Origin of the sequence: Amycolatopsis sp. NBC_01307 (assembly GCF_035975215.1) — a bacterium.
Taxonomy (GTDB): domain Bacteria; phylum Actinomycetota; class Actinomycetes; order Mycobacteriales; family Pseudonocardiaceae; genus Amycolatopsis.
Map to the genome: position 1 here is coordinate 5,122,607 of NZ_CP108403.1, position 26,101 is coordinate 5,148,707.

Annotated in this window: 22 protein-coding genes; 8 read left to right on the forward strand and 14 right to left on the reverse strand. The window is 72.2% G+C overall.

The genetic code is table 11. The annotated features are described in order from the left end of the window. The first annotated feature begins 61 nt into the window (after positions 1 to 61). From OG439_RS21420 to OG439_RS21430, 3 genes are all read left to right on the forward strand, one after another. Positions 62 to 934: an AraC family transcriptional regulator gene (locus tag OG439_RS21420; protein ID WP_326951132.1), complete on the forward strand. Its 873-nt coding sequence runs from the start codon at positions 62 to 64 to the stop codon at positions 932 to 934. A gap of 89 nt (positions 935 to 1,023) precedes the next feature. Beyond that, a complete protein-coding gene (locus OG439_RS21425; protein ID WP_326951133.1) occupies positions 1,024 to 2,820 on the forward strand; it encodes a maleylacetate reductase and hydroxyquinol 1,2-dioxygenase domain-containing protein in 1,797 nt (598 codons plus the stop codon). After that, positions 2,817 to 4,562 carry an FAD-dependent monooxygenase gene (locus OG439_RS21430; RefSeq protein ID WP_326951134.1) on the forward strand — a complete coding sequence of 582 codons (1,746 nt, stop codon included), beginning with the start codon at positions 2,817 to 2,819 and terminating at the stop codon, positions 4,560 to 4,562. The genes OG439_RS21425 and OG439_RS21430 overlap by 4 nt, the downstream gene beginning before the upstream one ends. Positions 4,563 to 4,700: 138 nt before the next feature. On the opposite strand, the gene OG439_RS21435 is transcribed toward OG439_RS21430, so the two are convergent. The 7 genes from OG439_RS21435 to OG439_RS21465 all read right to left on the reverse strand — a co-directional run bounded on the left by OG439_RS21435 (position 4,701) and on the right by OG439_RS21465 (position 15,419). Next, the gene (locus OG439_RS21435; RefSeq protein WP_326951135.1) at positions 4,701 to 5,591 is read right to left on the reverse strand and encodes a peptidylprolyl isomerase; all 891 of its coding nucleotides are present in this window, start codon (positions 5,589 to 5,591) and stop codon (positions 4,701 to 4,703) included. A gap of 106 nt (positions 5,592 to 5,697) precedes the next feature. Continuing rightward, positions 5,698 to 7,113 carry a M1 family metallopeptidase gene (locus OG439_RS21440; protein ID WP_326951136.1) on the reverse strand — a complete coding sequence of 472 codons (1,416 nt, stop codon included), beginning with the start codon at positions 7,111 to 7,113 and terminating at the stop codon, positions 5,698 to 5,700. Between the two features lie 86 nt (positions 7,114 to 7,199). Beyond that, entirely contained in the window at positions 7,200 to 11,147 is a 3,948-nt protein-coding gene (locus OG439_RS21445) for a Pls/PosA family non-ribosomal peptide synthetase (protein ID WP_326951137.1), read from the reverse strand. A 360-nt stretch (positions 11,148 to 11,507) separates the two neighbouring features. Further along, entirely contained in the window at positions 11,508 to 13,016 is a 1,509-nt protein-coding gene (gene der / locus OG439_RS21450; protein WP_247053933.1) for a ribosome biogenesis GTPase Der, read from the reverse strand. Between the two features lie 16 nt (positions 13,017 to 13,032). Next, the gene (locus OG439_RS21455) at positions 13,033 to 13,635 is read right to left on the reverse strand and encodes a lysophospholipid acyltransferase family protein (RefSeq protein ID WP_256476009.1); all 603 of its coding nucleotides are present in this window, start codon (positions 13,633 to 13,635) and stop codon (positions 13,033 to 13,035) included. A gap of 125 nt (positions 13,636 to 13,760) precedes the next feature. Next, entirely contained in the window at positions 13,761 to 14,465 is a 705-nt protein-coding gene (gene cmk / locus OG439_RS21460; RefSeq protein ID WP_326951586.1) for a (d)CMP kinase, read from the reverse strand. A gap of 387 nt (positions 14,466 to 14,852) precedes the next feature. Further along, positions 14,853 to 15,419: a TetR/AcrR family transcriptional regulator gene (locus OG439_RS21465; RefSeq protein ID WP_326951138.1), complete on the reverse strand. Its 567-nt coding sequence runs from the start codon at positions 15,417 to 15,419 to the stop codon at positions 14,853 to 14,855. Positions 15,420 to 15,511: 92 nt separating this feature from the next. Between OG439_RS21465 and OG439_RS21470 the strand changes: the two genes are divergently transcribed. The 3 genes from OG439_RS21470 to OG439_RS21480 are packed head-to-tail and all read left to right on the forward strand — an operon-like array spanning position 15,512 to position 17,599. After that, positions 15,512 to 15,880: a DUF4267 domain-containing protein gene (locus tag OG439_RS21470; protein ID WP_326951139.1), complete on the forward strand. Its 369-nt coding sequence runs from the start codon at positions 15,512 to 15,514 to the stop codon at positions 15,878 to 15,880. A 35-nt stretch (positions 15,881 to 15,915) separates the two neighbouring features. Continuing rightward, the gene (locus OG439_RS21475) at positions 15,916 to 16,398 is read left to right on the forward strand and encodes a cation:proton antiporter regulatory subunit (protein ID WP_247053941.1); all 483 of its coding nucleotides are present in this window, start codon (positions 15,916 to 15,918) and stop codon (positions 16,396 to 16,398) included. Between the two features lie 7 nt (positions 16,399 to 16,405). Further along, positions 16,406 to 17,599, forward strand: a complete 1,194-nt coding sequence (locus OG439_RS21480; RefSeq protein ID WP_326951140.1) for a cation:proton antiporter — start codon at positions 16,406 to 16,408, stop codon at positions 17,597 to 17,599. A 67-nt stretch (positions 17,600 to 17,666) separates the two neighbouring features. On the opposite strand, the gene OG439_RS21485 is transcribed toward OG439_RS21480, so the two are convergent. Next, on the reverse strand, positions 17,667 to 19,529 hold the full coding sequence (locus OG439_RS21485; protein WP_326951141.1) for a Xaa-Pro dipeptidyl-peptidase: 1,863 nt from the start codon (positions 19,527 to 19,529) through the stop codon (positions 17,667 to 17,669). A gap of 65 nt (positions 19,530 to 19,594) precedes the next feature. Between OG439_RS21485 and OG439_RS21490 the strand changes: the two genes are divergently transcribed. Continuing rightward, entirely contained in the window at positions 19,595 to 20,410 is an 816-nt protein-coding gene (locus OG439_RS21490) for a class I SAM-dependent methyltransferase (protein ID WP_326951142.1), read from the forward strand. 21 nt (positions 20,411 to 20,431) lie between these two features. Here OG439_RS21490 and OG439_RS21495 read toward each other — a convergent pair whose 3' ends face one another. From OG439_RS21495 to xerD, 6 genes are all read right to left on the reverse strand, one after another. Further along, positions 20,432 to 21,184, reverse strand: coding sequence for a pseudouridine synthase (locus tag OG439_RS21495; protein WP_247053949.1), 753 nt, complete (start codon positions 21,182 to 21,184; stop codon positions 20,432 to 20,434). After that, positions 21,171 to 22,049 (reverse strand): SMC-Scp complex subunit ScpB, encoded by an 879-nt coding sequence (gene scpB / locus OG439_RS21500; protein WP_326951143.1) that lies wholly within the window; start codon positions 22,047 to 22,049, stop codon positions 21,171 to 21,173. The genes OG439_RS21495 and scpB overlap by 14 nt, the downstream gene beginning before the upstream one ends. Continuing rightward, complete coding sequence (locus OG439_RS21505; RefSeq protein ID WP_442792318.1) at positions 22,046 to 23,014, reverse strand: segregation/condensation protein A; 969 nt, start codon at positions 23,012 to 23,014, stop codon at positions 22,046 to 22,048. The genes scpB and OG439_RS21505 overlap by 4 nt, the downstream gene beginning before the upstream one ends. After that, the gene (locus OG439_RS21510) at positions 23,014 to 23,433 is read right to left on the reverse strand and encodes a cobyrinic acid a,c-diamide synthase (protein ID WP_247053953.1); all 420 of its coding nucleotides are present in this window, start codon (positions 23,431 to 23,433) and stop codon (positions 23,014 to 23,016) included. Before OG439_RS21510 ends, OG439_RS21505 begins: the two co-directional genes overlap by 1 nt. Beyond that, positions 23,430 to 24,401, reverse strand: coding sequence for a ParA family protein (locus OG439_RS21515; RefSeq protein ID WP_247053955.1), 972 nt, complete (start codon positions 24,399 to 24,401; stop codon positions 23,430 to 23,432). The genes OG439_RS21510 and OG439_RS21515 overlap by 4 nt, the downstream gene beginning before the upstream one ends. Positions 24,402 to 24,547: 146 nt before the next feature. Next, complete coding sequence (gene xerD / locus OG439_RS21520) at positions 24,548 to 25,450, reverse strand: site-specific tyrosine recombinase XerD (RefSeq protein ID WP_326951588.1); 903 nt, start codon at positions 25,448 to 25,450, stop codon at positions 24,548 to 24,550. Between the two features lie 109 nt (positions 25,451 to 25,559). On the opposite strand from xerD, the gene OG439_RS21525 reads away from it, so the two are divergent. Continuing rightward, positions 25,560 to 26,087 carry a DUF1707 SHOCT-like domain-containing protein gene (locus OG439_RS21525; RefSeq protein ID WP_326951144.1) on the forward strand — a complete coding sequence of 176 codons (528 nt, stop codon included), beginning with the start codon at positions 25,560 to 25,562 and terminating at the stop codon, positions 26,085 to 26,087. The last annotated feature ends 14 nt before the right edge of the window (positions 26,088 to 26,101 follow it).

The following is a 26,101-nucleotide window of genomic DNA, read 5'->3' on the forward strand; positions in this document are numbered from 1 at the left end:
ACGTGGGCCGACCCTTCGCGCGGGTACGATCGGGGTCGGCCTCGACGTCGAGGAGGCAGGCGTGGGCGAACTCGGGCTGACCGACACCAACGGCATCCTCGCGCTGCCCTGGGTCCGCCCCGAACGCACCAGCGCCGGTCTCGGCTGGGACCGCGTCTACCTCTCCAAGCAGCGGGAACGCCCTTATCGCGCCGCGTTCGGGCCCGCGCGCAGCCACCAGCTGATCCTGCACCTCGGCGGGCCCGTGACGGTCCGGCGCGGCGTCGGGACGCCCCACGAGCAGAGCCGGCGGATGCCCGCCGGCGGGCTGTTCCTGCAGCCGTCGCACGTCGACCTGTCCGTCGAGCTGGGCGGGGAGCTCGACACCGTGCACGTCTACGTCGCCGACGACGCCGTCCAGGAAGCGGCCGGCGGGGACGCGCCCGTGCGGCTCGCCGAGGAGTTCGGCAGCGATCCGCTGCTCGAACAGCTCGTGCTGAGCCTCGACGGCGTCGTCCGCGACTGGGAGCCGAGCGCCCGGACCTACGCCGACCAGCTCGGCGCGCTCGTCGCCGCGCAGCTCGTCCGCCACCACCACGCCGGGCGCGTCCTGCTCCCCGAGCCGGCCCGCGGCCTGTCCGACCGGCAGTTCGCGCGGGTGCGCGACCGGATGGCGGACCAGCTGGCCGAGCCGGCGCCGCTGGCCGACCTGGCCGCGCTCGCCGGGCTGAGCGTCAGCCAGTTCTCGCGGCAGTTCAAGGCCCGCACCGGCCTGCCGCCGCACCGATTCCTGCTGCGGCTGCGCGTCGAGCAGGCCGGGCTGCTGCTGCGCACCGGCACCGAACCGATCGCCGAGATCGCCGTCCGCTGCGGCTTCTCGCACCAGGAGCACCTCACGCGCGTGCTGCGCGCCCAGCTCGGCACCACACCGGCCGCCCTGCGCCGGGCAAGCTGAGACGCTGAGACGCCGAGACGCGCGTTTCGTGCCTCGACGCAGCACGAACGTGCAGGACCGGGCCCCGACCAGGCCGGATACTCCCTCGCATGACCTCGTTCAGCTACGCCGCGAACCCCGTGCGGGTGGTCTTCGGCTCCCTCGACGACGTCGGCGCGGAAGCCGGCCGCCTGGGACTCGGGCGCGTCCTGCTCGTCGCCGGCCCGCGCTACGGCGACCGCGCCGCGGCCGCGCTCGGCCCCCGGCTGGCCGCGCGGTTCGAGGACGCGGCGATGCACACCCCGGTCGACGTCACCGAGCGCGCGCTGAAGGTCGTCGCCGACCACGGCGTCGACGGCGTCGTGGCGGTCGGCGGCGGCTCGGCCACCGGGCTGGCCAAGGCGATCGCCCTGCGCACCGACCTGCCGCAGCTGATCGTGCCCACGACGTACGCGGGCTCGGAGCTGACGAGCGTCCTCGGCGAAACCGCCGACGGCCACAAGACCACCCAACGGTCCCCGAAAGTGCGGCCCGAGGTCGTGCTCTACGACGTCGGCCTGACGCTCTCCCTGCTGGTGGCCACCTCGGCCGCCAGCGGGATCAACGCGCTCGCCCACGCCGTCGAGGCGCGCTACGCCCCGGACGCCAACCCGATGACGGACCTGCTGGCCGGCGAGGCCATCCGGCTGCTCACGGACGCCCTGCCGCGGATCGTGGCCGATCCGTCCGATGTGGACGCGCGCACCGCCGCGCTGCGCGGCGCGTGGCTGGCGGGTTCGTGCCTCGACAGCGTTTCGATGGGCTTGCACCACAAGCTGTGCCACCACCTCGGCGGCAAGTTCGGGCTGCCGCACGCCGAAACCCACGCCGTCCTGCTCCCGCACGTCATGGCGCACCTGGGCCTCGACGACGCGCACGACGTCTTCGAGCTGACCGCGTCCCTGCCGATCCCGCACTCACTGGCCGAACTGGGGCTCACCGAAGCCGACATCGCCGACGAGCCCGAGGCAGAGCTGCTGCGCCAGGCCCTGAAGGGCACCCGCACGACGGCTCCCCCGGTGCTCGCGGCGCTGACGAAGCAGGTCGTCGAGAGCTTCGCGGGTGCGCCGGACCGCGTCCGCGAGCTGCTCACCGACCTCGTCGAAACGCTGCACGGCTACGCGATCCGCACCGACCTCACGCAGGAGGAGTGGGAGTACGCGATCGGGTTCCTGACCCGCACCGGGCAGATCTCCGGCGACACGCGCCAGGAGTTCATCCTGCTGTCGGACACGCTCGGCGTGTCCAGCGTCGTCGACGTCCTGACCAACTCGCGCACGCCGGACACCACGCCGTCGGCCGTGCTGGGCCCGTTCTACGTCGAGGGGCCGCCGGAGACACCGCAGGGCGCCGACCTCGCGGCGGGACTGCCCGGAACTCCACTGTGGACGGACGTCCGGATCACCGACACCCACGGCGACCCGGTCGCCGAAGCGGTCGTCGACGTCTGGCAGTCCAATGAGGACGGTTTCTACGACGTCCAGCTGCCCGATCTCGACGGACCCGTGCTGCGCGCCCGCTTCCGCACCGACGCCGACGGCCGGCTGCGGTTCTGGACCATCGTGCCGAGCGCGTACCCCATCCCCGCCGACGGACCGGTCGGGCAGATGCTCGACGTCGTCGGCCGCCACCCCTACCGGGCCCCGCACGTGCACTTCATGATCGCCAAGCCCGGGTTCCGGACGCTGATCACGCAGCTGTTCGTCCGCGGCGGCGACTACCTGGACTCCGACACCGTGTTCGGCGTCAAGGACGGACTGATCGTCGACTTCACCGAGCAGTCCGGGCCCGCCCCGGACGGCCGCGAGCCCGGGCTCTGGCGCCGGCTCGACTTCACTTTCCGCATCCAGCCCGGGAGCACGAGATGAGCTACGACACCGACGTCATAGTGATCGGCAGCGGCCCCGCCGGGGGTTCGGCGGCCCTGCTGCTCGCCACCTACGGCGTCCCCACGGTGCTCGCCACCAAGTACGGCTGGATGGCCAACACGCCCCGCGCGCACATCACCAACCAGCGGACCATGGAGGTCTTCCGCGACCTCGGCGTCGAGGACAAGGCCCTCGCCGTCGGGACGCCGCCGGACCTGATGGGCGACACCGTGCTCTGCACGTCGCTGACCGGGCCGGAGATCGGCCGGATCGCCAGCTGGGGCACCGGCGCCGGGTCGGCCGCCGAGTACGGCGCCGCGAGCCCGTGCCACATGATCGACCTGCCGCAGACCTACCTCGAGCCGATCCTGGCGAGCGAAGCCGCCGCGCGCGGCGCGAAACTACGGCTGGACACCGAGTTCCTCGACTTCACGCAGGACGCGGACGGCGTCACGGTCCGCTTCCGCGACCGCGTGCGCGGCGACGAGTTCTCGTTGCGCGCCAAGTACTTGATCGGGGCCGACGGCGCGCGCAGCCGCGTCGCCGAGCTGGCCGGCCTGCCGATCGCCGGGCAGACCGGCAAAGCGGGCAGCATGAACATCACGTTCACCGCGGACCTCGCACCGTACGTGGCCCACCGGCCGAGCGTGCTGTACTGGGTGATGCGGCCGGGCGCGCACCTCGGCGGGATCGGGATGGGCCTGGTCCGGATGGTGCGGCCGTGGAACGAGTGGCTGCTGACCTGGGGTTACGACATCGAGCAGGCGCCGCCGGAGGTCGACGTCGAAGAGGCGACGCGGCTGGTGCGCGACCTCGTCGGCGACCCGGACCTCGACGTCGAGATCACCTCGACGTCACTGTGGACGGTCAACCACAACTACGCGACGGAGTACCGCGACGGCCGGGTGTTCTGCGCCGGGGACGCGGTGCACCGGCACCCGCCGTCCAACGGGCTCGGGTCGAACACGTCCATCCAGGACGCGTACAACCTGGCGTGGAAGCTCGCGATGGTCGTGCGCGGCGAAGCGGGCGAAGGCCTGCTGGACAGCTACACCGCCGAGCGCGCGCCGGTCGGCAAGCAGATCGTCGACCGGGCGAACCTCAGCCGCGACCAGTTCGGGCCGATCTTCGCCGCGCTCGGCATCGCCGGTGACACCGACTCCGACGGCATCACCGCAGGCCTCGAAACCTGCCTCGCGCCGACGCCCGAGGGCGCGTCGAAACGGCGTGAGCTGGAGAAGGCGATCGAGCTGAAGCACTACGAGTTCAACGCCCACGGCGTCGAGATGGACCAGCGTTACGTCTCCGGCGCGGTGCTGCCCGACGGCGTCGCGCCGGTGGCGTCCGAGCGTGATCCCGAGCTGTTCCACCGGCCGAGCACCGAGCCGGGCGCGAAGCTGCCGCACGCGTGGCTGGTCGGCCCGCACGGCCGCCGGGTGTCCACTTTGGACGTCGTCGGCGGCGGCCGCTGGACGGTGCTGACCGGCCTGACCGGCACCGCGTGGGGCGACGCCGCGGCCAAGGTGGGCGCGGAGCTGGGCCTCGACCTGCGGACGGTGCGCGTCGGCGACCCGGAGGTCCGCGACGCCTACGGCGACTGGTCCCGCCTCAGCGGCATCGCCGAGGACGGCTGCCTGCTGGTCCGCCCGGACGGCTACATAGCCTGGCGCAGCCACAGGTCGACCCCCACGGCCGTCCCCACCCTCCTGGCCGCCCTCCGAGACCTGCTCGACCGCCCGTGATCAGAAGGTCAACTCGCGTGATTGCCGGGTCAACTCACGTGATTGAAGAGTCGACACGCGCAGCATCCGGCTTCACACGCCGTGTCGACCCTTCAATCACGCGTGTCGGCTCCTCAATCACGCGTGTCGGCGCTTCCCTCACGGGGTGGTGATGGCGGTGAAGGTGACCGGGGTCTTCGGGGGGCCGCTGCCGTCGCCGATGCCGGGCTTGGACGTGTCGACGCCGGCGGCGGCCACCTTGTCGAGGACCGCCAGGCCGGCGTCGTCGATGCTGCCGAACACCGTGTACTCCGGCGGGATCTGCGTGTCGCCGAAGACCAGGAAGATCTGGGAGCCGCCCGAGTCGGGTTCGGACGTCTTGGCCATCGCGAGGATGCCGCGGCCGTAGGTCAGCTCGGGGAACGTCTCGTCCTTGATCGTGTAACCCGGGCCGCCGGTGCCGTCGCCGGCCGGGTCGCCGCACTGGAGCATCTGCAGCCCGTCCACCACCGAGAGCCGGTGGCACGACGTGCCGTCGTAGAACCCCTGCTTCGCCAGGCTCAGGAAGTTCACCACGGTGCACGGCGCCAGCGCGCGGTCGAGCGTCAGCCCGATGGCGCCCGCGCTGGTCGCGAGCCGCACCGCGACGGTGCCCGACGACGGCGCCGGGCCGTCCGGCGGCGGCGTGGCCGGTTTCGGCGTGGGCGCGCCGGGAGCGGGGGTGAACGCGCAGGTGATCGGGTCGGCGAGCGGCCGCGGCCGTTTCGGCAGCGGAGCACGGCCGCCGGGCAGCGGCGCCGAGGCACTCGGCGAAGCGAGCGTGGCCGGCGGCTGCGACGACGACGGCGACGTCGGGAACCACACGCCGTCGGCGTTGCTCTCCGGCTTCCGCAGGAACCCGGGATACCCCCAGGCCAGGAACGCGAGCACCATCACGACGACCACGACGACCGAGCCGGTGATCAGCACGACGGCCGCCGGCGACGTCTTCTTCGGCGGCGCCGGCGGTTGCCACTGCGGATACCCGTAGGGCGGCCCCGGCTCGCTCATCAGCGCTCCCCTCGTCGAAGGCCCATTCTGCCGGGAAGACCACCCGTCCGGGTGAGAACGGCCAAGGGAACTCCCCCCGGCCGGAAGCGTTCGACCGCATCGACGGCTAGGGCAGCGGCGGCAGCGCCGGGGTGTCCAGCCAGCGCGTGAAGAACGTCCCCAGCAAGCGGCCCGCGTACTCCTCCGCCGTCGCGATGAACGCGGCGGTCGTGACGAGCCCGTGGCGGTGTTCGGTCGTCCACGCCTTCAGCACCGCGAAGAACGCCGGGTCGCCGATCTCCGCCCGCAGCGCGTGCAGCGTCAACGCGCCGCGCTTGTAGACGCGCTCGTCGAACATCCGCGCCACGCCGGGGTCGGCGACCCGGACGTCGGCCGGCTTGGCCTTCATCCGGGTGTGCCACGTGCGGGCCAGCGACTGGGCCGACTCGCCACCGGACTCCTCCGACCACAGCCACTCGGCGTAGGTCGCGAAGCCCTCGTTCAGCCAGATGTGGCGCCAATCGGCCACGGTCAGGCTGTTGCCGAACCACTGGTGCGCCAGCTCGTGCACGACGAGCCGCTCGTACGTGCGACGGCCGTCGACGTGGTTGGCGCCGAAGATCGACATGCCCTGCGCCTCGATCGGGTCGTCGAGATCGTCGTCGGTGACGACGATCTGGTACTCGCCGAACGGGTACGGGCCGAACAGCCGCTGCAGGACCTCCATCATCCGGCCCTGCCGGCCGAAGTCGTGCTCGAACGGCCGGCGCAGCCGCGGCGGCACGGCGGCGCGCTGCGGCACGGTCTCGTGGACCGCCTCCACCTGCCCGCTCGCGCGTCCGATGTCGACGCTCAGCCGGCGCGCGGCCGCCCCCACGCGCGCGAACCAGCCGCCGCCGCTCAGGTCGACGTCGTCGTAGCGGCCGATCTGCACGCTCATCAGGTAGGTCGCGGTCGGCTCGTGGCGTTCGAAGACCCACTTCGTCGTGCTGGCCGAGGTGTAGCGGTCGACCAGCTCGCCGGTGACCGCGACCAGGTACGGCGACGAAGTCGTCACGCTCACCCGGTAGGTCGCCTTGTCGGACGGGTGGTCGTTGCAGGGGAACCACGACGGCGCGCCGACCGGCTGGCTCGCCACGAGCGCGCCGTCGGTCAGCTCGTCCCAGCCGACGTCACCCCAGCGGCTCCCCACCGGGCGCGGGTTGCCGACGTAGAAGACCTCCACGGTGAACTCGCTGCCGGCGGCGATCGCCTTCTGCGGCTTGACGTGCAGCTTCCGCACGCGCTTGAGGTACTTCGCGGGCTTGCCGTCGACCAGCACGCGGGTGATCCGGAACTCGCCGAAGTCGAGGCTGACGCGGGAAAGCGCCTGCGTCGCCTCGGCGGTGATCACCGCCGACGCCGACAGCCGGTTCGGCGCGACCTTGTAGTCGAGGGTCAGGTCGTAGTGCCGGACCCGGTAACCGCCGTTGCCGTGCGCGGGGAGGTAGGAGTCGCCGGAGGTGTCCGCGCCGGGTGCGGGAGCGGAAGCCTTCGAGATCACCCGTGCCGGACCTTTCCTCGCGCGTACTTCGAACCAGGCTCGCACGGAGGGGTGATTCCGTGCGAGCCGGGTGGTGACTTCGTGACCTACTTGCCCGTCCAGGCGGAGATCGGGTTGCCGAGCCAGCGGGAGTCGGGCGGCACCTCGTCGCCGCGGGTCACCAGGGACCCGGGGCCGACCGTGGTGCGCGCGCCGATGCTCGCGCCCGGCAGCACGATGCCGTGCGGGCCGAGCGTCGCGCCCTCGTCGAGGGTCACCCGCGACATGCTCATGATCCGGTCGTGGAACAGGTGCGTCTGCACGACGCAGCCGCGGTTGATGGTCGCGCCGTCGCCGAGCTCGACGAGGTCGGCCTCGGGCAGCCAGTACGTCTCCAGCCACACGCCGCGGCCGATCTTGACGCCCATCGTGCGCAGCCAGGCCGCCAGCAGCGGGGTGCCGCCGAGGGACCCGATCAGCCACGGCACGGCCAGCGTCTCGACGAAGGTGTCGGCGAGCTCGTTGCGCCAGACGAAGGAGCTCCACAGCGGGTGGTCGACTTCGCGGAACTTCCCGACCAGCAGCCACTTCATGACGGTCGCGGTCAGCGCCGCGACGATCCCGGCGGCCAGCAGGGCGGGCCCGGCGAGCAGCACGGCGACGCCGAACCCGAACACCGACGCGGCCTGCAGCAGGCCGAACGCGACGGTGACGCTCAGCGCGACCCCGCACATGACCGGGATGATCCGGCACAGCTCGACCAGCGCCCGGGCCGCCTTGAGGTGCAGCGCCGGGGTGTAGGTGCGGCTCGTGTCGGCGTCGCCGATCGCGCGGCGCACCGGCAGCGGCGGCATGCCGAGGTACGACGAGCCCTTCTTCGCCCGCAACGGCGTCGAGGACAGCACACCCACGAGCCCGCGCTTCGGCACCGAACGGCCGGGCGCGGTCATCCCCGAGTTGCCGAGGAAGGCCTGCTTGCCGATCCGGGCCGGGGCGACGTGCAGCCAGCCGTGGCCGAGCTCGTAGGTGGCGACCATGGTGTCGTCGGCCAGGAACGCGCCGCTGTCGACCTGGGTCATCTTCGGCAGCGCGAGCACCGTCGACGCCTCGACGTTGCGGCCGACCTTCGCGCCGAGCAGCCGCAGCCACACCGGCGTGAACAGGCTGGCGTACAACGGGAACAGGCCTTCGCGGGCCATGCTCATCAGCCGCTCGGTGGCCCAGACCTGCCACGCGACGCGGCCGTGGACCGGGTGGTATCCCTCGACCATGCCGATGCTCAGCGCCCGGACGCCGGCGAGCACGAACAGCATGTACGTCAGGAAGTACGCGGCGGTCGCGACCGGCACGAAGATCAGCGCCTGGGTGAACGCGGCCAGGAGCGTCGGTGCCCCGGCGATCGCGTAACCCAGCACCGCCACGCCCGCGAGCGCGGCCAGGCCCGGCAGGAAACCGAGGAGCACCGAGGTCACGCCGTAGACCGCGGCCCAGAAGTGCGATCGCGGGGGGCGGCTCGACGGCCACTTCAGCGCGTCCTTCGCGTCCTTGCCGTCCTTGCCGACGGAGGCGGCGGGCGAGCCGGCCCAGTGCTGGCCGGCCTTCACCGCGCCGCGGACGGTCGACCCGGCCGCGATCTCCGCGCCCTTGCCGATGCGGACGCCAGGGAACAACGTGCTGCGCGCGCCGATCCGGGCCTCCGCGCCGATGCGCACCTTGCCGATGTGCACGCGGTCGCCGTCGACCCAGTGGCCGGACAGGTCGACCTCGGGCTCGACGGCGGCACCGCGGCCCAGCTTGAGGAACCCGGTGACCGGCGGCGGCGAGTGCAGGTCGACGTCCTTGGCGATGCGCGCGCCGAGGGCCTTGGCGTAGGTCGTCATCCAGGACGCGCCGGCGACGCTGTCCGCGCCGCTGAACTCGGCGAGCTTCTCGGCCGTCCACAGGCGCAGGTGGACGCTGCCCCCGCGCGGGTAGGTGCCGGGCCGCACCCCGGAGAGCAGCACGCGCGCGCCGCCCGCGGCGATCGCGATCCGGCCGGCCGGGCTGAACAGCACGGCCCAGGCCAGCACGAGCCACGCCCAGTTCAGCGTCGGCGCCCAGGCGAACCCGAGCAGCGACAGGACGTTCGACAGCGCGGCGGCGAGGGTCGCCCAGCGCAGGCCGGCGAGCCCCATCAGCGGAACCATCAGCAGCGTCTGGATCACCCCGGCACGGCGCTTCGTCGGCGCGATGTCCCGGCGTTCGGTGGCCTGGCCGCTCAGCGCGTCCAGCATCGCGGCCAGCGCGCCCAGCTTCGGGTAGGAGTAGATGTCGGCGACCGACACCTGCGGGTGCCGGGTGCGGATCCGCGCGACGACCTGGGCGGCGGTCAGGCTGCCGCCGCCGTGGGTGAAGAAGTCGGCCTTCGGGTCGTCGACCGACACGCCGAGGATCTCGGCCCAGCCTTCGGCGAGCCACGCCTGCGTCGGGGACAGCCCGGCGGCGTCCACTGTGGACAGCGGCCACGGGAGGGCGTTGCGGTCGACCTTGCCGGAGGTGCGGGTGGGCAGGTCTTCGACGACGGCGAGCAGCGGCACCAGCGCGGCGGGCAGGTGCTCGCGCAGCCGGGTCGCGGCTTCGTCCTGGTTGAAGGACACCCCCGCGGCGGGCACGACGTAGCCGACGAGGACCTGGTTGCCGGCCTTGGTGCGGCGGATCGCGGCGGCCGCGCCCTGCACACCGGGCAGGGCCTGCAGCGCGGCGTCGACCTCGCCCAGCTCGATGCGGCGGCCGCCGAGCTTGACCTGCTCGTCGAGCCGGCCGAGGAACAGCAGGCCTTCGGCTTCGGCGCGGACCATGTCGCCCGAGCGGTAGGCGCGCTGCCAGCCCAGCGACGGCAGGGCCGCGAACTTCTCGGCGTCCTTCTCGGCGTCGAGGTAGCGGGCCAGGCCGACACCCCCGATGACGAGCTCACCGGTCTCGCCCATGGCGACCGGCTGCCCGTCGTCGTTGACCACGGCCAGCTGCCAGCCCGACAGCGGCAGGCCGATCCGGACCGGGGCCTCGCCGGTCAGCTGCGCGGCGCAGGCGACGACGGTGGCTTCGGTGGGGCCGTAGGTGTTCCAGACTTCGCGGCCTTCGACGGCGACGCGTTCGGCCAGCTCCGGCGGGCACGCTTCGCCGCCGAAGATGAGCAGGCGGACGTCTTCGAGGGCGTCGGCGGGCCACAGCGCGGCCAGCGTCGGCACGGTGGAGACGACGGTGATGCTCTGCGCGACCAGCCACGGGCCGAGGTCGACGCCGGTGCGGACCAGCGCGCGCGGCGCCGGCACCAGGCAGGCGCCGTGGCGCCAGGCCAGCCACATCTCTTCGCAGGAGGCGTCGAAGGCGACGCTCAGCCCGGCCAGCACGCGGTCGCCCGGGCCGATCGGCTCCTCGGTGAGGAACAGCTCGGCCTCGGCGTCGACGAACGCGGCGGCGGAGGCGTGCGAGACCGCGACGCCCTTGGGCTTGCCGGTGGAGCCGGAGGTGAAGATGATCCAGGCGTCGTCGGCCGGGCCGGGGACACCCTCGCGGCCGCCGGGGGTGCTGTGGACGTTGATCTTGCCGTCGGTGGCGACCGCCGCGACCTGGGCCTCCTCGAAGACCAGCTCGGCGCGCTCGTCCGGGTCGTCCGCGTCGACCGGCACGTAGGCGGCGCCGACGGACAGGGTGGCGAGGATCGCGACGTACAGCTCGGCGGTGCCGGAGGAGATCCGGACGCCGACGCGGTCCCCGACGCCGACGCCGTACCCGCGCAGGCGGCGGCCGTAGGCGTCGATCTCTTCGAGGAGCCGGCGGTAGGTCAGGGTGGTGGTGCCGTCGTCGATCGCGGCGGCGTTGGGGTGGCGCTCGGCCGTGGCGGCGAGGACGTCGAGCAGCGTGCGCTCGCTCGCGCCGAGCCCGGACCAGAAGAGGGCGCGGTCGGCGACCGGAGCGGTCGACGGCGCGTGCGTCACCTCGGCGACGCACGGCAGCGGCGCGGTGATTTCCGACGAAGATTCGGCCGGTGCACCAGGTTCTACGGTGACGGTCATCGCCCGGACACCCCGAGCGTGACGAAGACGTGCAGCAACGAACTATGGGCGCGCAAGCCCATCACTCACCTTCCGCGAGCCTCTATCGGGCTTGCACTCCGGAATGAGGCGCCCGCAACGACCTTCAACCATACCCGCGGATCAAGGAAAGATATCTCCTGGGTCACGGCGGAGTGTCGGACCTCACGCCCCGGACGAACCCCGGTGCGAAGCAGGTCACACGCGTGATCGGCCGGTCGACCCGGCGCCCGGCCGAAGATTCGTCCGGGCGCCGTGTCGTCCATCAGGCACGCGTCTCGTACGCCGAGGCACGCGAGTCGTCCGTCCGGGCCCGCGGGTTCGACGGAACGGGTCAGGAAATCACCGGGATTTGGCGGGCCTGGCCGCTTTTCCGCCGGCCTTCGGCCGAGCCTTCTTTTCGCGGATGCGCACATTCACCCGGACGGGGCTGCCTTCGAAGCCGAACTGCTCGCGGAACCGCCGCTCGATGAACCGGCGATAGCCCGCCTCGAGGAAGCCGGTGGTGAACAGCACCAGCGTCGGCGGCCGGATGCCGGCCTGCGTCGCGAACAGCACCTTCGGCTGCTTGCCGGACCGGACCGGCGGCGGGGTCGCCGCGATCAGGTCGGACAGCCACGCGTTGAGCTGGCCGGTCGGCACCCGCTGGTCCCACGACTTCAGCGCGGTCCGCAGCGCCGGCGCGATCTTGCGCACCGACCGCCCGGTCAGCGCCGAGACGTTGACCTTCTCGGCCCACGGGACGCGGACCAGGCCGCGCTCCAGCTCGCGGATCATGGCGTGGCGGCGGTCCTCGTCGACCAGGTCCCACTTGTTGAACACCAGCACGCACGCGCGCCCGGCCTCGACGACCATGGTCAGCACCCGCAGGTCCTGCTCCGAGATCGGCTCGGCCGCGTCCAGCAGCACGACCGCGACCTCGGCCGCGTCGATCGCGGTCTTCGTGCGCAGCGAGGCGTAGTACTCGGCGCCCGCGGCGAAGTTGACGCGCTTGCGCAGGCCCGCGGTGTCGATGAACCGCCAGGTCTCGCCGTCCAGCTCGACCAGCGAGTCGACCGGGTCGACCGTGGTGCCGGCCACCGAGTCGACGACCGAGCGCTCCTCGCCGGAGATCTTGTTCAGCAGGCTCGACTTGCCGACGTTCGGCTTCCCGACCAGCGCGACGCGCCGCGGGCCCGACGTCGCCGCGACGCCTTCGCGCGGCGCCTCGGGCAGGGTCTTGAGGATGGCGTCGAGCAGGTCGCCGGAGCTGCGGCCGTGCAGCGCGCTGACCGGGTGCGGCTCGCCGAGACCGAGCGACCACAGCGACGCGGTGTCCGCGAGCAGCCGGTCGTCGTCGACCTTGTTCGCCACCAGCAGCACCGGCTTCTTCGAGCGGCGCAGCACCTTGGAGGCGGCTTCGTCGGTGGCCGTGGCCCCGACCGAGGCGTCGATCACCAGCAGGATCGCGTCGGCGGTCTGCATGGCCAGCTCGGCCTGCGCGGCGACGGAGGCCTGCAGCCCGGTCGCGTCCGGCTCCCAGCCGCCCGTGTCGACCAGGGTGAACTTGCGCCCACCCCAGTAGGCGTCGTAGGCGACGCGGTCGCGGGTGACGCCCGGCACGTCCTGCACCACGGCTTCGCGGCGGCCGATGATGCGGTTGACCAGCGTGGACTTGCCCACGTTCGGCCGCCCGACCACGGCGAGCACCGGTTGCGCGAGCGCGGCCTCCTCGGCCGCTTCCGCCGCCTCGATCTGCGCGTCGAGCCTGGCGAACTCGGTCTCGTCGGACCAGGTGCCGTCGATCTCGCCGACGCCGTCGATCGCCGCCGACGTACTCTCTCCCGCGGAGGCGGAATCAAACTCAGCCATCACTACCCAATTTCCCTTATGGCGTAACGAAACCGTTTTCGGTACGCCAATCGTCCAAAGTCTTCACGAGCGCCGCGAGCTCGCCGCGCAGCTCCTCGGTGCCCTGGTCGAGCCCGGTCTTCCCGGGTCCGACCTTCGGCGTGAACGGCTCCCCCACGAGGATGTCCACGCGCGGGCGCCAGCGCCGCTTGCCGTCCGCCGGCTTGAGCGTCCCGCGCGTCGCCACCGGCAGCACGACCGCGTCCGACGCCCGGACCAGCCACGCCGCGCCGCGTTCGGCCGCACCGACGTCCCCGGCACCGCGGGTGCCCTCCGGGAAGATCCCGACGACCCCGCCGTCCTTGAGCACACCCACCGCGGTCAGCAGCGGTTTCCGGTCGATCGCGCCGCGCTTGACCGGGATCTGCCCGATGGCCACGAGGAACCGCCCGGCCACGCCCTTGAACAGCTCGGCCTTGACCAGGAACGCCGAACGCCGCGGCAGCATTCCGAAGATCAGCTGCGGCTCGATCATCGAACTGTGGTTGGCGATCACCAGCACCGGCCCGCGGGCGGGCATGCGGTCACGGCCGTGCACACGGATGCGGAAGGCCGATCGCAGATGGTACCGGCCGAAGATCCGGCCGGCCTCGTGGAGCCAGCCGACGGAGCCTTCCGGCAGTCCGGCCGCCGATCTTTTCGGGGGGTCCAGGGGGGCTTGCCCCCCGGCCGGGGCCTGGGGCTCGGCCCCAGAGGACCCAGCTTTCATCGCGCGACCTCGGCGTTGCACCCCACCAGCAGGCCGCGGTGGCTGGCGAGCTCGCTGAGCGCGACGATCACCTGGTCGATGGACAGTTCGGACGTGTCGACCGGGACGGCGTCCTCGGCCGCGCGCAGCGGCGACGTCACGCGGGTCGAGTCGAGGTGGTCGCGGCGCTCGACGCTCGCCAGGGCGTCGGCGACCGACGACTTGCGCCCGGCCGCGGAGTCCTGGGTGCTGCGCCGCGACGCGCGGACGTCGGCCGAGGCGGTCAGGTAGACCTTGAGCGGCGAGTCCGGCGCGACGACGGTGCCGATGTCGCGGCCCTCGACGACGATCCCGCCGACGGTGTCCAGCACCTCGCCGATGATCCGCCGCTGCCGCGCCACGAGCAGCTCGCGCACGTGCGGCACGGCCGAGACGGGCGAGACGGCCTTGGTGACCTCGGGGCCGCGGATGTCGGCGGCGACGTCGCTGCCGGCCAGCCGGATCTCGGGCCGGTCGGGGCTGGTGCCGATGGCGAAGTCGGCGCGGCCGGCCAGGTCGGCGACGGCGTCGGCGTCAGCCGGGTCGACCCCGGCGCGCAGCACGGCGAGGGTGACCATCCGGTACATCGCGCCGGTGTCGAGGTAGCCCGCGCCGAGGCGCTGGGCGAGCTTGCGCGCGACGGTGGTCTTCCCGGTCCCCGACGGGCCGTCCAGCGCGACCACACCACGTAGGGCTCCCGTCACCGGCACTCTCCTCGCGTTCTCGTCTCGTTCGGGCCGTACCCCATTCTGCCGGGCGCGGTGCGAACGGGATCAGTCGGGACGCCTAGGCCCCCGACCGCAACGCCGTGAGGGGCACCTTCACGGCATCAGCGGCAAGACGGACCCGCCCCGAAGCGGACGCCTCGACCGTGTCGACCCTCCAGACACACGAGCCGACCCTCCAAGCACGCGAGCCGACCGTCTAGGCACGCGAGCCGACCGTCCAGGTACGCGGGCGCCCCGCCCGGTCGCCCGCACGCCACCCGCCGAGCGCGAAGCCGTGAATGCCGTGAAGGGCACCCTCATGGCTTATAAGTCCCTGAAGGTGCCCTTCACGGCATTACGGCGTCAGGTGCCAGGCGCGCCGAAGCGGGCGACCACCACGGCCAGCCGCTCCGCGTGGTTCTCCGGGGAGAGCCGGTGGCCGCGGTCCAGCGTGATGAGCCCGTGGAGCGCGCCCCAGAACACCTCGGTCAGCGTGCCCGGCTGCTGGCTGCCGGCCACCGGCTCGACCACCGCGTACAGGCCCGCGAAGGCCTCCTGGAGCACGGGTGGCGTGTCGTCCCGCGCGAAGGGCAGGTCCGAGGCCAGCGTGAACATCGCGTCGTAGAGCGCGGGCTTGGCGTCGGCGAAGGCGACGTACGCGCCCGCGACCCCGGCGACACCGCCTTCGCGGGCGGCAGCCAGCACCGCGGCCAGCTCGGCGAAGCCCTCCAGCGCGGCCGCCGCCATGATCGCGTCCTTGCCGCCCGGGAAGTGGCTGTAGAGCACCGGCTGGCTGTACTCGATCAGCGCCGCGAGCCGCCGGGTGGTGACGGCGTCCCAGCCCTCCGCCTCGGCCAGCTCCCGGGCCGCGGAGACGATCCGCTGCCCACGCTCGGACCGGTCGCGCACTCGCCGTTGTCGCTGGGTCATGACGGCGATACTAGCACTGCTAGACAATCTAGCGTCGCTAAGTTAGCGTTGCTAGTATTGCTAGCGCCGCTAGTTCACTGGAGGGAAACACCATGCTCGTCACCGGTTACGTCCTCGTCGCGATCGTCTCGCTCGGCATCATCTACGTCGGCCTGAACTACCTCTTCGCGCCGGCCAAGATCGCCGCGGGCTTCGGGTTCACCGAGGTCCCCGAAAACGCCGAAAGCTTCCTCAACGTCAAGGGCGGCCGTGACATCGGCGCCGGGCTGATCCCGCTGGCCCTGGTGATCTACGGCGACCCGCACGCACTGGGCTGGGTCATCCTCGTCGCGGCCGTCTGGCCCGTCTTCGACATGCTGATCGTGCTGCGCCACGGCGGGAAGAAGGCCATCGCGTACAGCGTCCACGGCCTGACCGCCCTCGTGATGGTCATCGCGGCGGGCCTGCTCCTTCTCGGCTGAAGTCGCGAATCGGACACGTGGGTTACGGTGGTTGGGTGAACGTCGAAGTAACCCCCCTGCCCGGCATCGGGGTCCGCAAGGACTTCGCCACCCGTACCGGCCGCCGCATCGGCGTCGTCACCCAGCGGGACGGACACCTCGAGCTGATCGTCTCCAAGACCGACGACCCTGACACCTGCGTCGCCTCGATCCCGCTGAGCGCCGACGAAGCGGGCGCGCTGGCCAACCTGCTCGGCGCGCCCCAGCTCGTCGCGCAGCTGACCGAGGAGCACCGGGACCTGCCCGGGATCAGCACCCGGCAGCTGCCGATCAAGCCGTCCGGCCCGTTCGACGGCCGCACGCTCGGCGACACGGCGATGCGCACCCGCACCGGGGTTTCGGTGGTCGCGGTGGCGCGCGCCGGCCAGGTGCACCCGTCGCCGACGCCGGACTTCACCCTCACCGGCGGCGACCTGCTGGTGACGGTGGGCACGAGCGAGGGCCTCGAGGCCGCCGTCAAGATCCTGAAGTACGGCTGAGCGCACGATGGACCACACCGCGCTGTCCCTGATCGAACTGGGGGCGGTCTTCTTCGTGCTGGGCGTGCTCGGGCGCCTGGCCGGGAAGATCGGCCTCTCCCCCATCCCGCTCTACCTGCTCGGCGGCCTCTGCTTCGGCTCCGGCGGGCTGATCCCGCTGACCGACATCGGCGGCTTCACGCACCTGGCCAGCGAAATCGGCGTCGTGCTGCTGCTCCTGCTGCTCGGCCTGGAGTACTCCGCGGCCGAGCTGTTCACCGGGCTGCGCCGCTCGTGGACGGCCGGGCTGGTCGACATCGTCCTCAACGCCGCCCCCGGCGCGGCCGTGGCGCTGCTGCTGGGCTGGGGCCCGGTCGGCGCGATGGTGATGGCGGGCGTCACGTACATCTCGTCGTCCGGGATCGTCGCCAAGGTCCTCGGCGACCTCGGCCGGCTCGGCAACCGCGAGACGCCGGTGGTGCTGTCGATCCTCGTGTTCGAGGACCTGGTGATGGCGCTCTACCTGCCGATCCTCACCGCGGTGCTGGGCGGCGTCTCGCTGCTCGGCGGCATGGAGGCCGTCGGGATCTCGCTGCTGGTGATCACCGTGGTCCTGGTGATCGCGCTCAAGTTCGGCCGGTACGTCTCGGCGGCGGTCGACAGCCCGGACCGCGAGGTGTTCCTGCTCAAGGTGCTCGGCGCCGCGCTGCTGGTCGCGGGCATCGCGTCGGCCATGCAGGTGTCGGCCGCGGTCGGCGCGTTCCTGCTCGGCATCGCGATCTCCGGCTCGACGGCCGAGAACGCGACGCACATGCTCGAGCCGCTGCGGGACCTGTTCGCCGCGGTGTTCTTCGTGGTGTTCGGCCTCAACACGAACCCGGCGTCGATCCCGCCGGTGCTCGGCTGGGCCGTGGTGCTCGCAGTGGTCACGACGCTGACGAAGGTCGCCACCGGCTGGTGGGCCGCGCGCCGCCAGGGCATCGGGAAGATGGGCCGCGCCAGAGCCGGGGCGTCGCTGGTGGCCCGGGGCGAGTTCTCGATCGTCATCGCTGGCCTGGCGGTGACAGCGGGCGCGGTGGACGGCGAACTGGCCGCACTGGCGACGGCGTACGTCCTGCTGATGGCCATCCTCGGCCCGACGGCCGCCCGCGTCGTCGAACCGATAGCCCGGGCGCTGCAACGAAAGTCGGCCACGCGCACCGCTCCCGCCGAAGCGAGCTAGCGTCGGCGCAAAGCCGTGAAGGCCTCCTTACCGGCTCTTATGGCCGGGAAGGAGGCCTTCACGGCTTTCAGCCCAGCTCCGACCGGCCCGCTGACGGTACGAACGCGCCGCCATCGGGGGTCGGGTGGGTTGATGCTGCCGGGAGGACTCCGGCCAGCGGGACCGAGACCGACGTCTTCGCCAGGTCCAGGGTGAGCCGTCCGGGCTGGGCCGGGCCGCGGATGAAGCTGCCGTCCGTGCCGCCGATGATCAGGGCCAGCGCGTGGCCCTTCGGCACGATGTGGTCCGTCGAGGCCAGGCGGAACGTCATCGTGTACGCCGTCCCCGGGGTCAGGACCCGTTCCTGCGTCAGGGAAGCGTAGTTCGCGAGGTCCGCCCAGCCGCGGCTGAGGATCGTGTAGTTCACCTTCTTCACGTCCGCGGAGGTCACGCGGTAACAACCGTCGTCACCCGCCGTCGACGAGCCCCAGCAGTTCTCCGTCGTCGCCGTCTTGATGCCCTCGCCGCTGCCCGCGAAGTTGCGGATGGTCGCCGCGCCGAGGTCCACGAGCACCGCCGAAACCCGCGCCGACGACGTGCTCGGCGTCGCCGTGACCGTCAGCGAAGACGTCCCGGACACCTGCAGGGCCGACGTCAGCGTCCCGGTCGAGTAGGTCAGCGCCGCGCTGCCCGGGTTCGTCACCCAGGTGTCCTCGCCCACGTTCGGGTTGTCGGTGAACGACGCCGTACCCGGCGCCGCCGCGGTGCCGAGCTTGCCGCCCGCCTGCGGGCGCAACGCCGTCGCCACGGCGTTCGCGGCGGGGTACGCCGTCTGGTCCACCCACTGGTCCGGCTGCCGCTCGACGCTGGCCATCGGGCCGTTCTGGACGCCGTTGTCGATCCCGAGCAGGTAGTGGTCGAACCAGCGGTGCAGCAGGTCGACCCAGTCGGCACGGCGGTAGTCGAACGGGTCGACGTGCCCCGTCTGCGCGAGCCAGATCTTGCGCTCGACGTGGTTGGCGGCCAGCGCGTCCCACCACTGCCCGAAGTTGATCGTCTTGACGTTGAGGTCGTTGACGCCGTGCGAAAGCAGCACGCTGGCGTGGACGTTGCGCGCCTGGGTGACGTAGTCCCGTGCGGCCCAGAGCGGCCCGTAGTCGCCGTTCGCGGTCGCGCCCGTGCTCAGGGCCTGGTTCTGCGCCGAGCAGTTCTGCCCGCTGTTGGCCGACTCGACGGTCTGCGCCAGCCCGGCCGGGTTCGAGCCGAACGACGCGCCGTCGGAGCGGTAGTAGTCGTACCAGGAGCTGATCGCCGAGATCGGCACGATCGTCTTCAGCCCGGCGACGCCGGTCGCGGCGACGCCGTTGGCGATCGTGCCGTCGTAGGACTTGCCGATCATGCCGACGTTCCCGGTGCTCCAGCCCGCCGTCACGGCGCTGCCGCCGGTCTTCGCGCTGTACCCGGTGACGCGGCCGTTCAGCCAGTCGACCACCTTGCGCGCCGAGTCGACGTCGGACGGGCCGCCGACGTCCGCGCAGCCGGCCGACCGGTTCGTCCCGGCCAGGTCGACGAGCACCGCCGCGTACCCGCGCGGCACGAAGTAGTTGTCGTAGAACAGCGGGAACTTCACCGGCTTCCCGGCGCTGTCGTAGCTCTTCAGCTCGCTCTCGTTGCCGCGCCCGCAGCACGAGTAGTACGGGCTGGCGTCCATGATCACCGGCACCTTGGTGCCCTGCGCCGCGGGCTCGGCCGGGCGCACGATGTCGGCGGCGACCCGGTCGGGCTTGCCGTCGCCGTCGCCGTCGCGGCCGATGTCGACCCAGACGGTCTCCCGGATCGCCTTCGTGTAGTCGTAGGTGGGTTCGCTCGCCCGGGGCGCCGCGGCCACGGCCGGGGCGAGCGCGCCGAACAGGACCACCGCGAGGATTCCGCACACCAGACCGGATCGCATGCGCGTCACGCTACGAGCCGGAGATCGTTCCCGCCACGGCGGAAAGTCGGGCGTAGCTTGGCGTCATGACGGAGTCCCTGCCCGCGGTCGGCCGCACGGCCGTCGGCGTCGCCGCGTTACGCGCCCTGGAAAGCCGCCGCCCGGACCGGCTGTTCGACGACCCGTACGCCACCGCGTTCTACGAGGCGGGCCGCTCGGTGCTGCCCGAGCCCGGCGACGGGACGCGGGACGGCCTCGGCCCGCTCTTCGCCGCCCAGGTGGCGATCCGCACGCGGTTCTACGACGACTACCTGCTCGACGCCGGGTGTGCCCAGGTGGTGCTGCTCGCGGCCGGGCTGGACGCACGCGCGTTCCGGCTGGCGTGGCCGCCGGGGGTCCGGCTCTTCGAGCTGGACCTGCCGGAAGTGCTGGCCTTCAAGGACCAGGTGCTGACCGGGCAGGGCGCGCAACCGTCGTGCGACCGGATCGTCGTCCCGGCGGACCTGCGCGAAGACTGGGCGAGCGCGCTGCGGGACGCCGGGTTCGACCCCGGCGTCCCGACCGCGTGGCTGGCCGAGGGCCTGCTCGTCTACCTGTCCGCCGAAGACGCCGGCAAGCTGCTCACCACGGTGAGCGAGCTGTCGGCGCCGGGCAGCCGGGTGTCGTTCGAGCACCGGCCCGCCGACACCGCGGACGGGCTGCTGGCCCGGGCGCGGGCGACCCCGACCGGCGAGCGCGTCACGCGCCTGTGGCTCGGCGGGCTGGGCGGCCGCGCGCCGGAGTGGCTGCGCGACCACGGCTGGCAGCCGACCACGCACACCCGCGCCGAGCTGGCCGAGGGCTACGGCCGCCCGGCCCGGGAAGACCAGACCGCCGGCGGGTTCGTCAGTGCCGTGCGCTGACAGCCGGATCCGAAAGCCGGGTCAGAGCTCGACGTTGCGGTAGAGCGCGCCGACCTCGCCCTTCGTCAGCCGCCGGATCGAGCCGACGCGCTGGTTGCCGAGCTGGACGTCGCCGATCGCGGTGCGGACCAGCTTGAGCACCGGGTGCCCGGCGTCCTTGAGCAGCCGCCGCACGATGTGCTTGCGGCCCTCGTGGATCACCAGCTCGACCAGGGACTTGCCGGAGTGCATGTCCTTGACGCGGAACTGGTCGACCTTCACCAGGCCGTCCGGCAGCTCCCAGCCGTTGCGCAGCTCCTTGCCGAGCCCGCGCGGCACCAGGCCGTCGACCTCGGCCAGGTAGGTCTTGAGCACCTGGTAGGACGGGTGCATCAGCCGGTGGCCGAGGTCACCGTCGTTGGTCAGCAGCAGCAGGCCCTCGGTGTTCTCGTCGAGCCGGCCGACGTGCACGACGCCGGGCGTCTCCTCGTACCGGCCCATCAGGTACTCGCCGACGCAGGGGCGGCCGCGGTCGTCCGACATCGTCGAGTGGACGCCCTTGGGCTTGTTCAGCGCCAGGTAGATCAGGTCGTCGCGGAGGTTCACGCGGGTGCCGTCGACGTGGATGACCGCTACGTCCGGGTCGACGCGACGGCCCTGCTCGGTGACGACCTCGCCGTTCACCTCGACCCGGCCGGCGGCGATCAGGTCCTCCGCCGCGCGCCGGGAGGCGACCCCGGCTTGCGACAGCACCTTCTGCAGCCGGATGCCGTCGGGGTGTTCACTGGAAGTCATCGATGGTGTCCACTTCGGGTAGCAACGGAGCGATGGCCGGCAGGTCGTTCAGTGACGACAGCCCCAGTCGCTCCAGGAACAGCTCGGTCGTCACGTACAGCGTCCCGGTCGTCTCGGGGTCGGTCCCCATCTCGCCGATGAGGCCGCGCGCGAGCAACGTCCGGATGACACCGTCCACGTTCACGCCGCGCACCGCGGCGACCCTGGAACGGGTCACCGGTTGCCGGTACGCGATCACGGCGAGGCTCTCCAGCGCGGCCCGGGTCAGCTTCGACCGCTGGCCGTCCAGCAGGAGCTTCTCCACGAACGGGGCATAGACGTCTCTAGTGTAGAACCGCCACCCTTCGCCGACGCGCCGCAGGTCGATCCCGCTGGTCCGGTCGGTGAACTTCTGGGCCATGGTGCGCAGCGCGACGATGATCCGGGCCTTGGGTTCCTGCAGGGTGTCGGCCAGGGATTCCTCGCTCGCGGGCGAGTCGACGACCAGCAACAACGCCTCGAGCGCGGCCTCGAGAGCCTCGTCGGAGGTGATGTCGGGCAGCGAGTCGGCATCCCCGGCGGCGACGAGATCCGACGCGGGATCGTCGACGGCCGCGGGTTCAGCGGCGGCTTCCCCCGGCGCGACGGCTTCGGACGTGGCCTCCGCGACCGCGGGCTCGTCGGCAGCGGTCTCTTCAGCGGCGGCCGGCTCCACGAGCGGCTCCACCGGATCGCCGTCCTCGGTCACCGGCTCGCCGGACAGGGCCTCGTCCAGGGCCAGCTCCGCCGCGGCCTCGGCCGGTTCTTCACTCGCCGGCGGTTCCGGCGCCGCGACCTCGGCCGCCACGTCGTCGTCGCGGACCCGGTCGTTGTCTTCGGGGCTCACCCGTACTCCTCCTCGTCTCCGGCGGCGTCGGCAGCGAGATCCTGCTCGGCCGCCACGGAGGCTTCTTCCTGCGATCCGCCGGTCCAGCGCACGTGCAGCTCGGCCAGCGCCTCCGACTGCTCGAACTGCACCGTCGCCTCGCGGTAGAGCTCCAGCAGGGCCAGGAACCGCGCCACGATCTCGACCGTGTGCTCGCAGTCGTCGACCAGCTCACTGAACGTCGCCTGGCCGCGTTCGGCCAGCATCACCCGCAGCAGCGCCGCGTGCTCGCGCACCGACACGCGGCCCATGTGGATGTGGGCGATCGACACCGTCGGCGGCGGTTTCGGCTTGAACACCGTGACGGCGATGTCGGCGAACTTCGCCGGCGTCACGCCCAGCATCACCTCGGGCAGCAGCCCGACGAACCGCTCCTCCAGCGCCACCGACCGCGGGTACCGCCGCAGCGCACCCTGTTCCAGCTCGCCGAACAGCGCCGCCACCTGCTTGTACGCGCGGTACTGCAGGATCCGGGCGAACAGCAGGTCCCGGGCCTCGAGCAGGGCGAGGTCGTCCTCGTTCTCCACCTCGGCCGACGGCAGCAGCCGCGCGGCCTTGAGGTCGAGCAGGGTCGCCGCGATGACCAGGAACTCGGTCGTCTCGTCGAGGTTCCAGTCGGTGCCCAGCGCCCGGGTGTAGGCGATGAAGTCGTCGGTGACCCGGTGCAGCGCCACCTCGGTGACGTCGAGCTGGTGCTGCGAGATCAGCTGCAGCAGCAGGTCGAACGGCCCCTCGAAGTTGGCCAGCCGCACCTTGAACTTCGACGTGCTCAGTTCCTCGTTGGCCTGGCCTTCGGGGACCATGCCGCCGTGCACCGTCTGGTGCTCGTGCGGTTGCTCGTCCGGGGCCGGGTCGTCGGGGGTCGGTTCCTCAGGGGCCTCTCCGACCGGCTCCGGCGGCGTTTCGGCCGATGCCGGGGTGTCCATCAGCCCTCGGTTTCGCCGCCGTCTGAGCCGACCACCCGCAACCGCTGCACCAGCACCGAGTCCTCGCCGTTCGCGTCGAAGTCGGCCAGCAGCACCGCGACGGCCTCGCGGACCAGCCGGCCGCGGTCGACGACCAGCTCGTGCTTGGCCCGCAGCGTCAGCCGGGCCTGCTCCATCGCGACCAGCTCGTCACCGGAGACGTAGACGGTGATCTTCGCGTCGTGCTTGGTCCGGCCGGAGCCGTGCGGGGCGTCGCCGCTGCGGGCGAGCTGCTCCGTGCGGCCGTGGCCCGCCTTGCCGTTGCCGTTCTCGACGGGTTCGGCGGGCGCGGGCGACGTCTGGGGCGGCAGGTCGAGAGCGGGGCTGGAGGTGATGCGGAAGAGTTCCGACGCTCCGGGCAGGGAAGCGCGCCTGCTCACCGACCGATCACCTCGCGAGCCAGCTGGCGGTACGCCGCCGCGCCGGCCGACTTGGGGGCCCAGGTCGTGATCGGCTCACCCGCGACCGTCGTCTCGGGGAACCGCACCGTGCGGTTGATGACCGTGTCGAACACGATCTCGCCGAATGCCTCCACCACGCGAGCCATGACCTCCTTCGAGTGCAGGGTTCTCGGGTCGTACATGGTGGCGAGAATCCCGACTATGTCCAGTTTGGGGTTGAGGCGTTCCTGCACCTTCTCGATCGTGTCGATCAGGAGCGCTACACCTCGCAGACTGAAGAACTCGCACTCCAACGGGATGATCACGCCGTCCGCGGCGGTCAGCGCGTTCACCGTGAGCAGGCCGAGCGAGGGCTGGCAGTCGACAAGAACATAGTCGTAGTCGTTCATGACCGGACGAAGGACCCGTAACAACGTGTGTTCGCGCCCTACCTCAGCGACGAGCTGGACCTCCGCCGCGGAGAGGTCGATGTTGCTCGGCAGCAGGTCAACGCCGTCGACGCGGGTTTTCAGCAGCACGTCGGTGGCGCTGACGGCCCGCTCCATGATGGCGTTGTAGACCGTGTGGTCCAGTTCGTGCGGCTGGATGCCGAGACCGACGGCGAGCGCGCCCTGCGGGTCGAAGTCGACGAGCAGCACCTTGCGGCCGTACTCGGCGAGCGCGGCACCCAGGTTGATGGTCGACGTCGTCTTGCCGACGCCGCCCTTCTGGTTGCACATCGCCATGATCTTCGCCGGGCCGTGGCGCTCCAGCGGCGGCGGCTCGGGGATCTCGCGGATCGGGCGGCCGGTCGGCCCGATGCCCTCGAGCTTCACCTTCCGCCCGTTGCGCTCTCTCGACTCGTCACCGTCGTGGTGGGCGGGGGTGGCGATGGTGACGTGCTGGAGGTTCGCCGCGGCCGACCCGGCGGACGCGGCCGGTACGGCCGGCTGGTTCGGTGTCGACATGGCGAGAAGGCTCCTTGTCCGTGGCGTCCGGGGCAGCCTATGCGCGGACTCGGAGCCCCGGCAAAGCAACGCGCCGGACCCGAGGGGGCAATGTCAGTCGGCCGTCGGTCCAGGTTAGGAGGGCTGTGGCGCCGCCGTTGGGCCGGCTAGCCCAACGCCCGGGGGTGCGCCGTCGCGTAGACCTCGCGCAGCGTGTTGACCGTGACCAGCGTGTACACCTGCGTCGTGGTCACCGACGCGTGGCCGAGCAGTTCCTGCACGACGCGGACGTCCGCGCCGCCTTCGAGCAGATGCGTGGCGAAGGAGTGGCGCAGCGTGTGCGGCGAGACGGCGGCGGCGATCCCGGCGCGCTCGGCGGTGTCCTTGAGGACCTGCCACGCGCTCTGCCGCGAAAGCCTGCTGCCGCGGACGTTGAGGAACATCGCCGCGGTGCCGCGGCCGTGCGCGGCGAGCACGGGCCGCGCGCGGACGGTGTAGGCGTGCAGCGCGGCGATCGCGGGCCGGCCGACCGGCACCAGCCGCTGCTTGCCGCCCTTGCCGTCGAGCAGGACGGTGCGTTCGTCGTCGTCGACGTCGTCCAGGTCGAGCCCGACGGCCTCGGAGATCCGGGCGCCGGTCGAGTAGAGCAGCTCCAGCAGCGCCCGGTCGCGCAGCGCGCGTTCGCCGTCCGGCGCCGGGGTCTCCAGCAGCCGCAGCACGTCGTCGACCGGCAGGGCCTTGGGCAGCCGTTTCGCCGGGGTCGGCGGCCGGACCTCGCGGGCCGGGTTGTGCTCGGTGACGCCCTCGGCGTGCGCGAACTTGTGCAGGCCCCGCACGGCGACCAGCGCCCGGGCGGCCGACGACGCGGCCAGCGGCTGGTGCTCGGCGTCGCCCTCGCGCAACGCGGCGCCGAACGAGGTGACGTGGGCGGCCGTGATGTCGGCGATCTCCGCGACGCCGGAGCCGTCGAGGTGCGCGGCGTAGCGGCGCAGGTCACGGGCGTAGCTGTCGAGGGTGTTGCGCGCGGTCCCGCGTTCGACGACCAGGTGGTCGAGGTAGGCGGCGATCACGTCGGCCGTGCGGTGCGGGCTGGAGGCCACGCCGGTCACCTTAGGCCGTGCGGGCACCGTGACCCGGGAGAAACCCCGTTCTCAGCTTCGCGCGGTTACCTTGGATTTCATGGAGTCCGACGAGCTCCGCATCGGCACGGCCGAGCGGGAAGAGGCGGCGAGACTGCTCGCCGACCACTTCGGCATGGGCCGCATCACCCCCGACGAGTACGAGGCGCGGGTGACCGACGCCTACGCCGCCGTGACCCTGGGCGCGTTGCGGCCGCTGTTCCGCGACCTGCCGCAGCCGCACCCGGGGTTCCTCGCGCCGCCGCAGGTGCCGATGTACACGCAGCCGACGATGCAGCTGCCGATGTACGGGCCGCCCCCGATGCCATCCTCCATGCCCGTCCCGATGCCGTATGCGCCGCCGATGCCGATGCCGACGTCCTACCGGTCCAAGACCGTGGCCGGGGTGCTCCAGATCGTGCTGCCGTTCGGCGTCGGCCGGTTCTACACCGGGCAGACCGGGCTGGGCCTGCTCCAGCTCCTCGTGGTGCTGCTGACCGGGATCGGCGTGCTCTGGCCGATCGTCGACGGCGTCATGCTGCTGGCCAACGGCGGCCTGGACGCCGAAGGCCGGCCGCTGCGCCCCTGAGGCCGGGGCGCAGC

Excerpts from the sequence above, each read along its gene's own strand:
- OG439_RS21425 (WP_326951133.1), top strand. The coding sequence starts at position 1,024 with ATGACCTCGTTCAGCTACGCCGCGAACCCCGTGCGGGTGGTCTTCGGC.
- OG439_RS21430 (WP_326951134.1), top strand. The coding sequence starts at position 2,817 with ATGAGCTACGACACCGACGTCATAGTGATCGGCAGCGGCCCCGCCGGG.
- OG439_RS21435 (WP_326951135.1), bottom strand. The coding sequence starts at position 5,591 with ATGAGCGAGCCGGGGCCGCCCTACGGGTATCCGCAGTGGCAACCGCCG.
- OG439_RS21445 (WP_326951137.1), bottom strand. The coding sequence starts at position 11,147 with ATGACCGTCACCGTAGAACCTGGTGCACCGGCCGAATCTTCGTCGGAA.
- der (WP_247053933.1), bottom strand. The coding sequence starts at position 13,016 with ATGGCTGAGTTTGATTCCGCCTCCGCGGGAGAGAGTACGTCGGCGGCG.
- OG439_RS21465 (WP_326951138.1), bottom strand. The coding sequence starts at position 15,419 with ATGACCCAGCGACAACGGCGAGTGCGCGACCGGTCCGAGCGTGGGCAG.
- OG439_RS21470 (WP_326951139.1), top strand. The coding sequence starts at position 15,512 with ATGCTCGTCACCGGTTACGTCCTCGTCGCGATCGTCTCGCTCGGCATC.
- OG439_RS21480 (WP_326951140.1), top strand. The coding sequence starts at position 16,406 with ATGGACCACACCGCGCTGTCCCTGATCGAACTGGGGGCGGTCTTCTTC.
- OG439_RS21485 (WP_326951141.1), bottom strand. The coding sequence starts at position 19,529 with ATGCGATCCGGTCTGGTGTGCGGAATCCTCGCGGTGGTCCTGTTCGGC.
- OG439_RS21490 (WP_326951142.1), top strand. The coding sequence starts at position 19,595 with ATGACGGAGTCCCTGCCCGCGGTCGGCCGCACGGCCGTCGGCGTCGCC.
- OG439_RS21495 (WP_247053949.1), bottom strand. The coding sequence starts at position 21,184 with ATGACTTCCAGTGAACACCCCGACGGCATCCGGCTGCAGAAGGTGCTG.
- OG439_RS21505 (WP_442792318.1), bottom strand. The coding sequence starts at position 23,014 with ATGGACACCCCGGCATCGGCCGAAACGCCGCCGGAGCCGGTCGGAGAG.
- OG439_RS21515 (WP_247053955.1), bottom strand. The coding sequence starts at position 24,401 with ATGTCGACACCGAACCAGCCGGCCGTACCGGCCGCGTCCGCCGGGTCG.
- OG439_RS21525 (WP_326951144.1), top strand. The coding sequence starts at position 25,560 with ATGGAGTCCGACGAGCTCCGCATCGGCACGGCCGAGCGGGAAGAGGCG.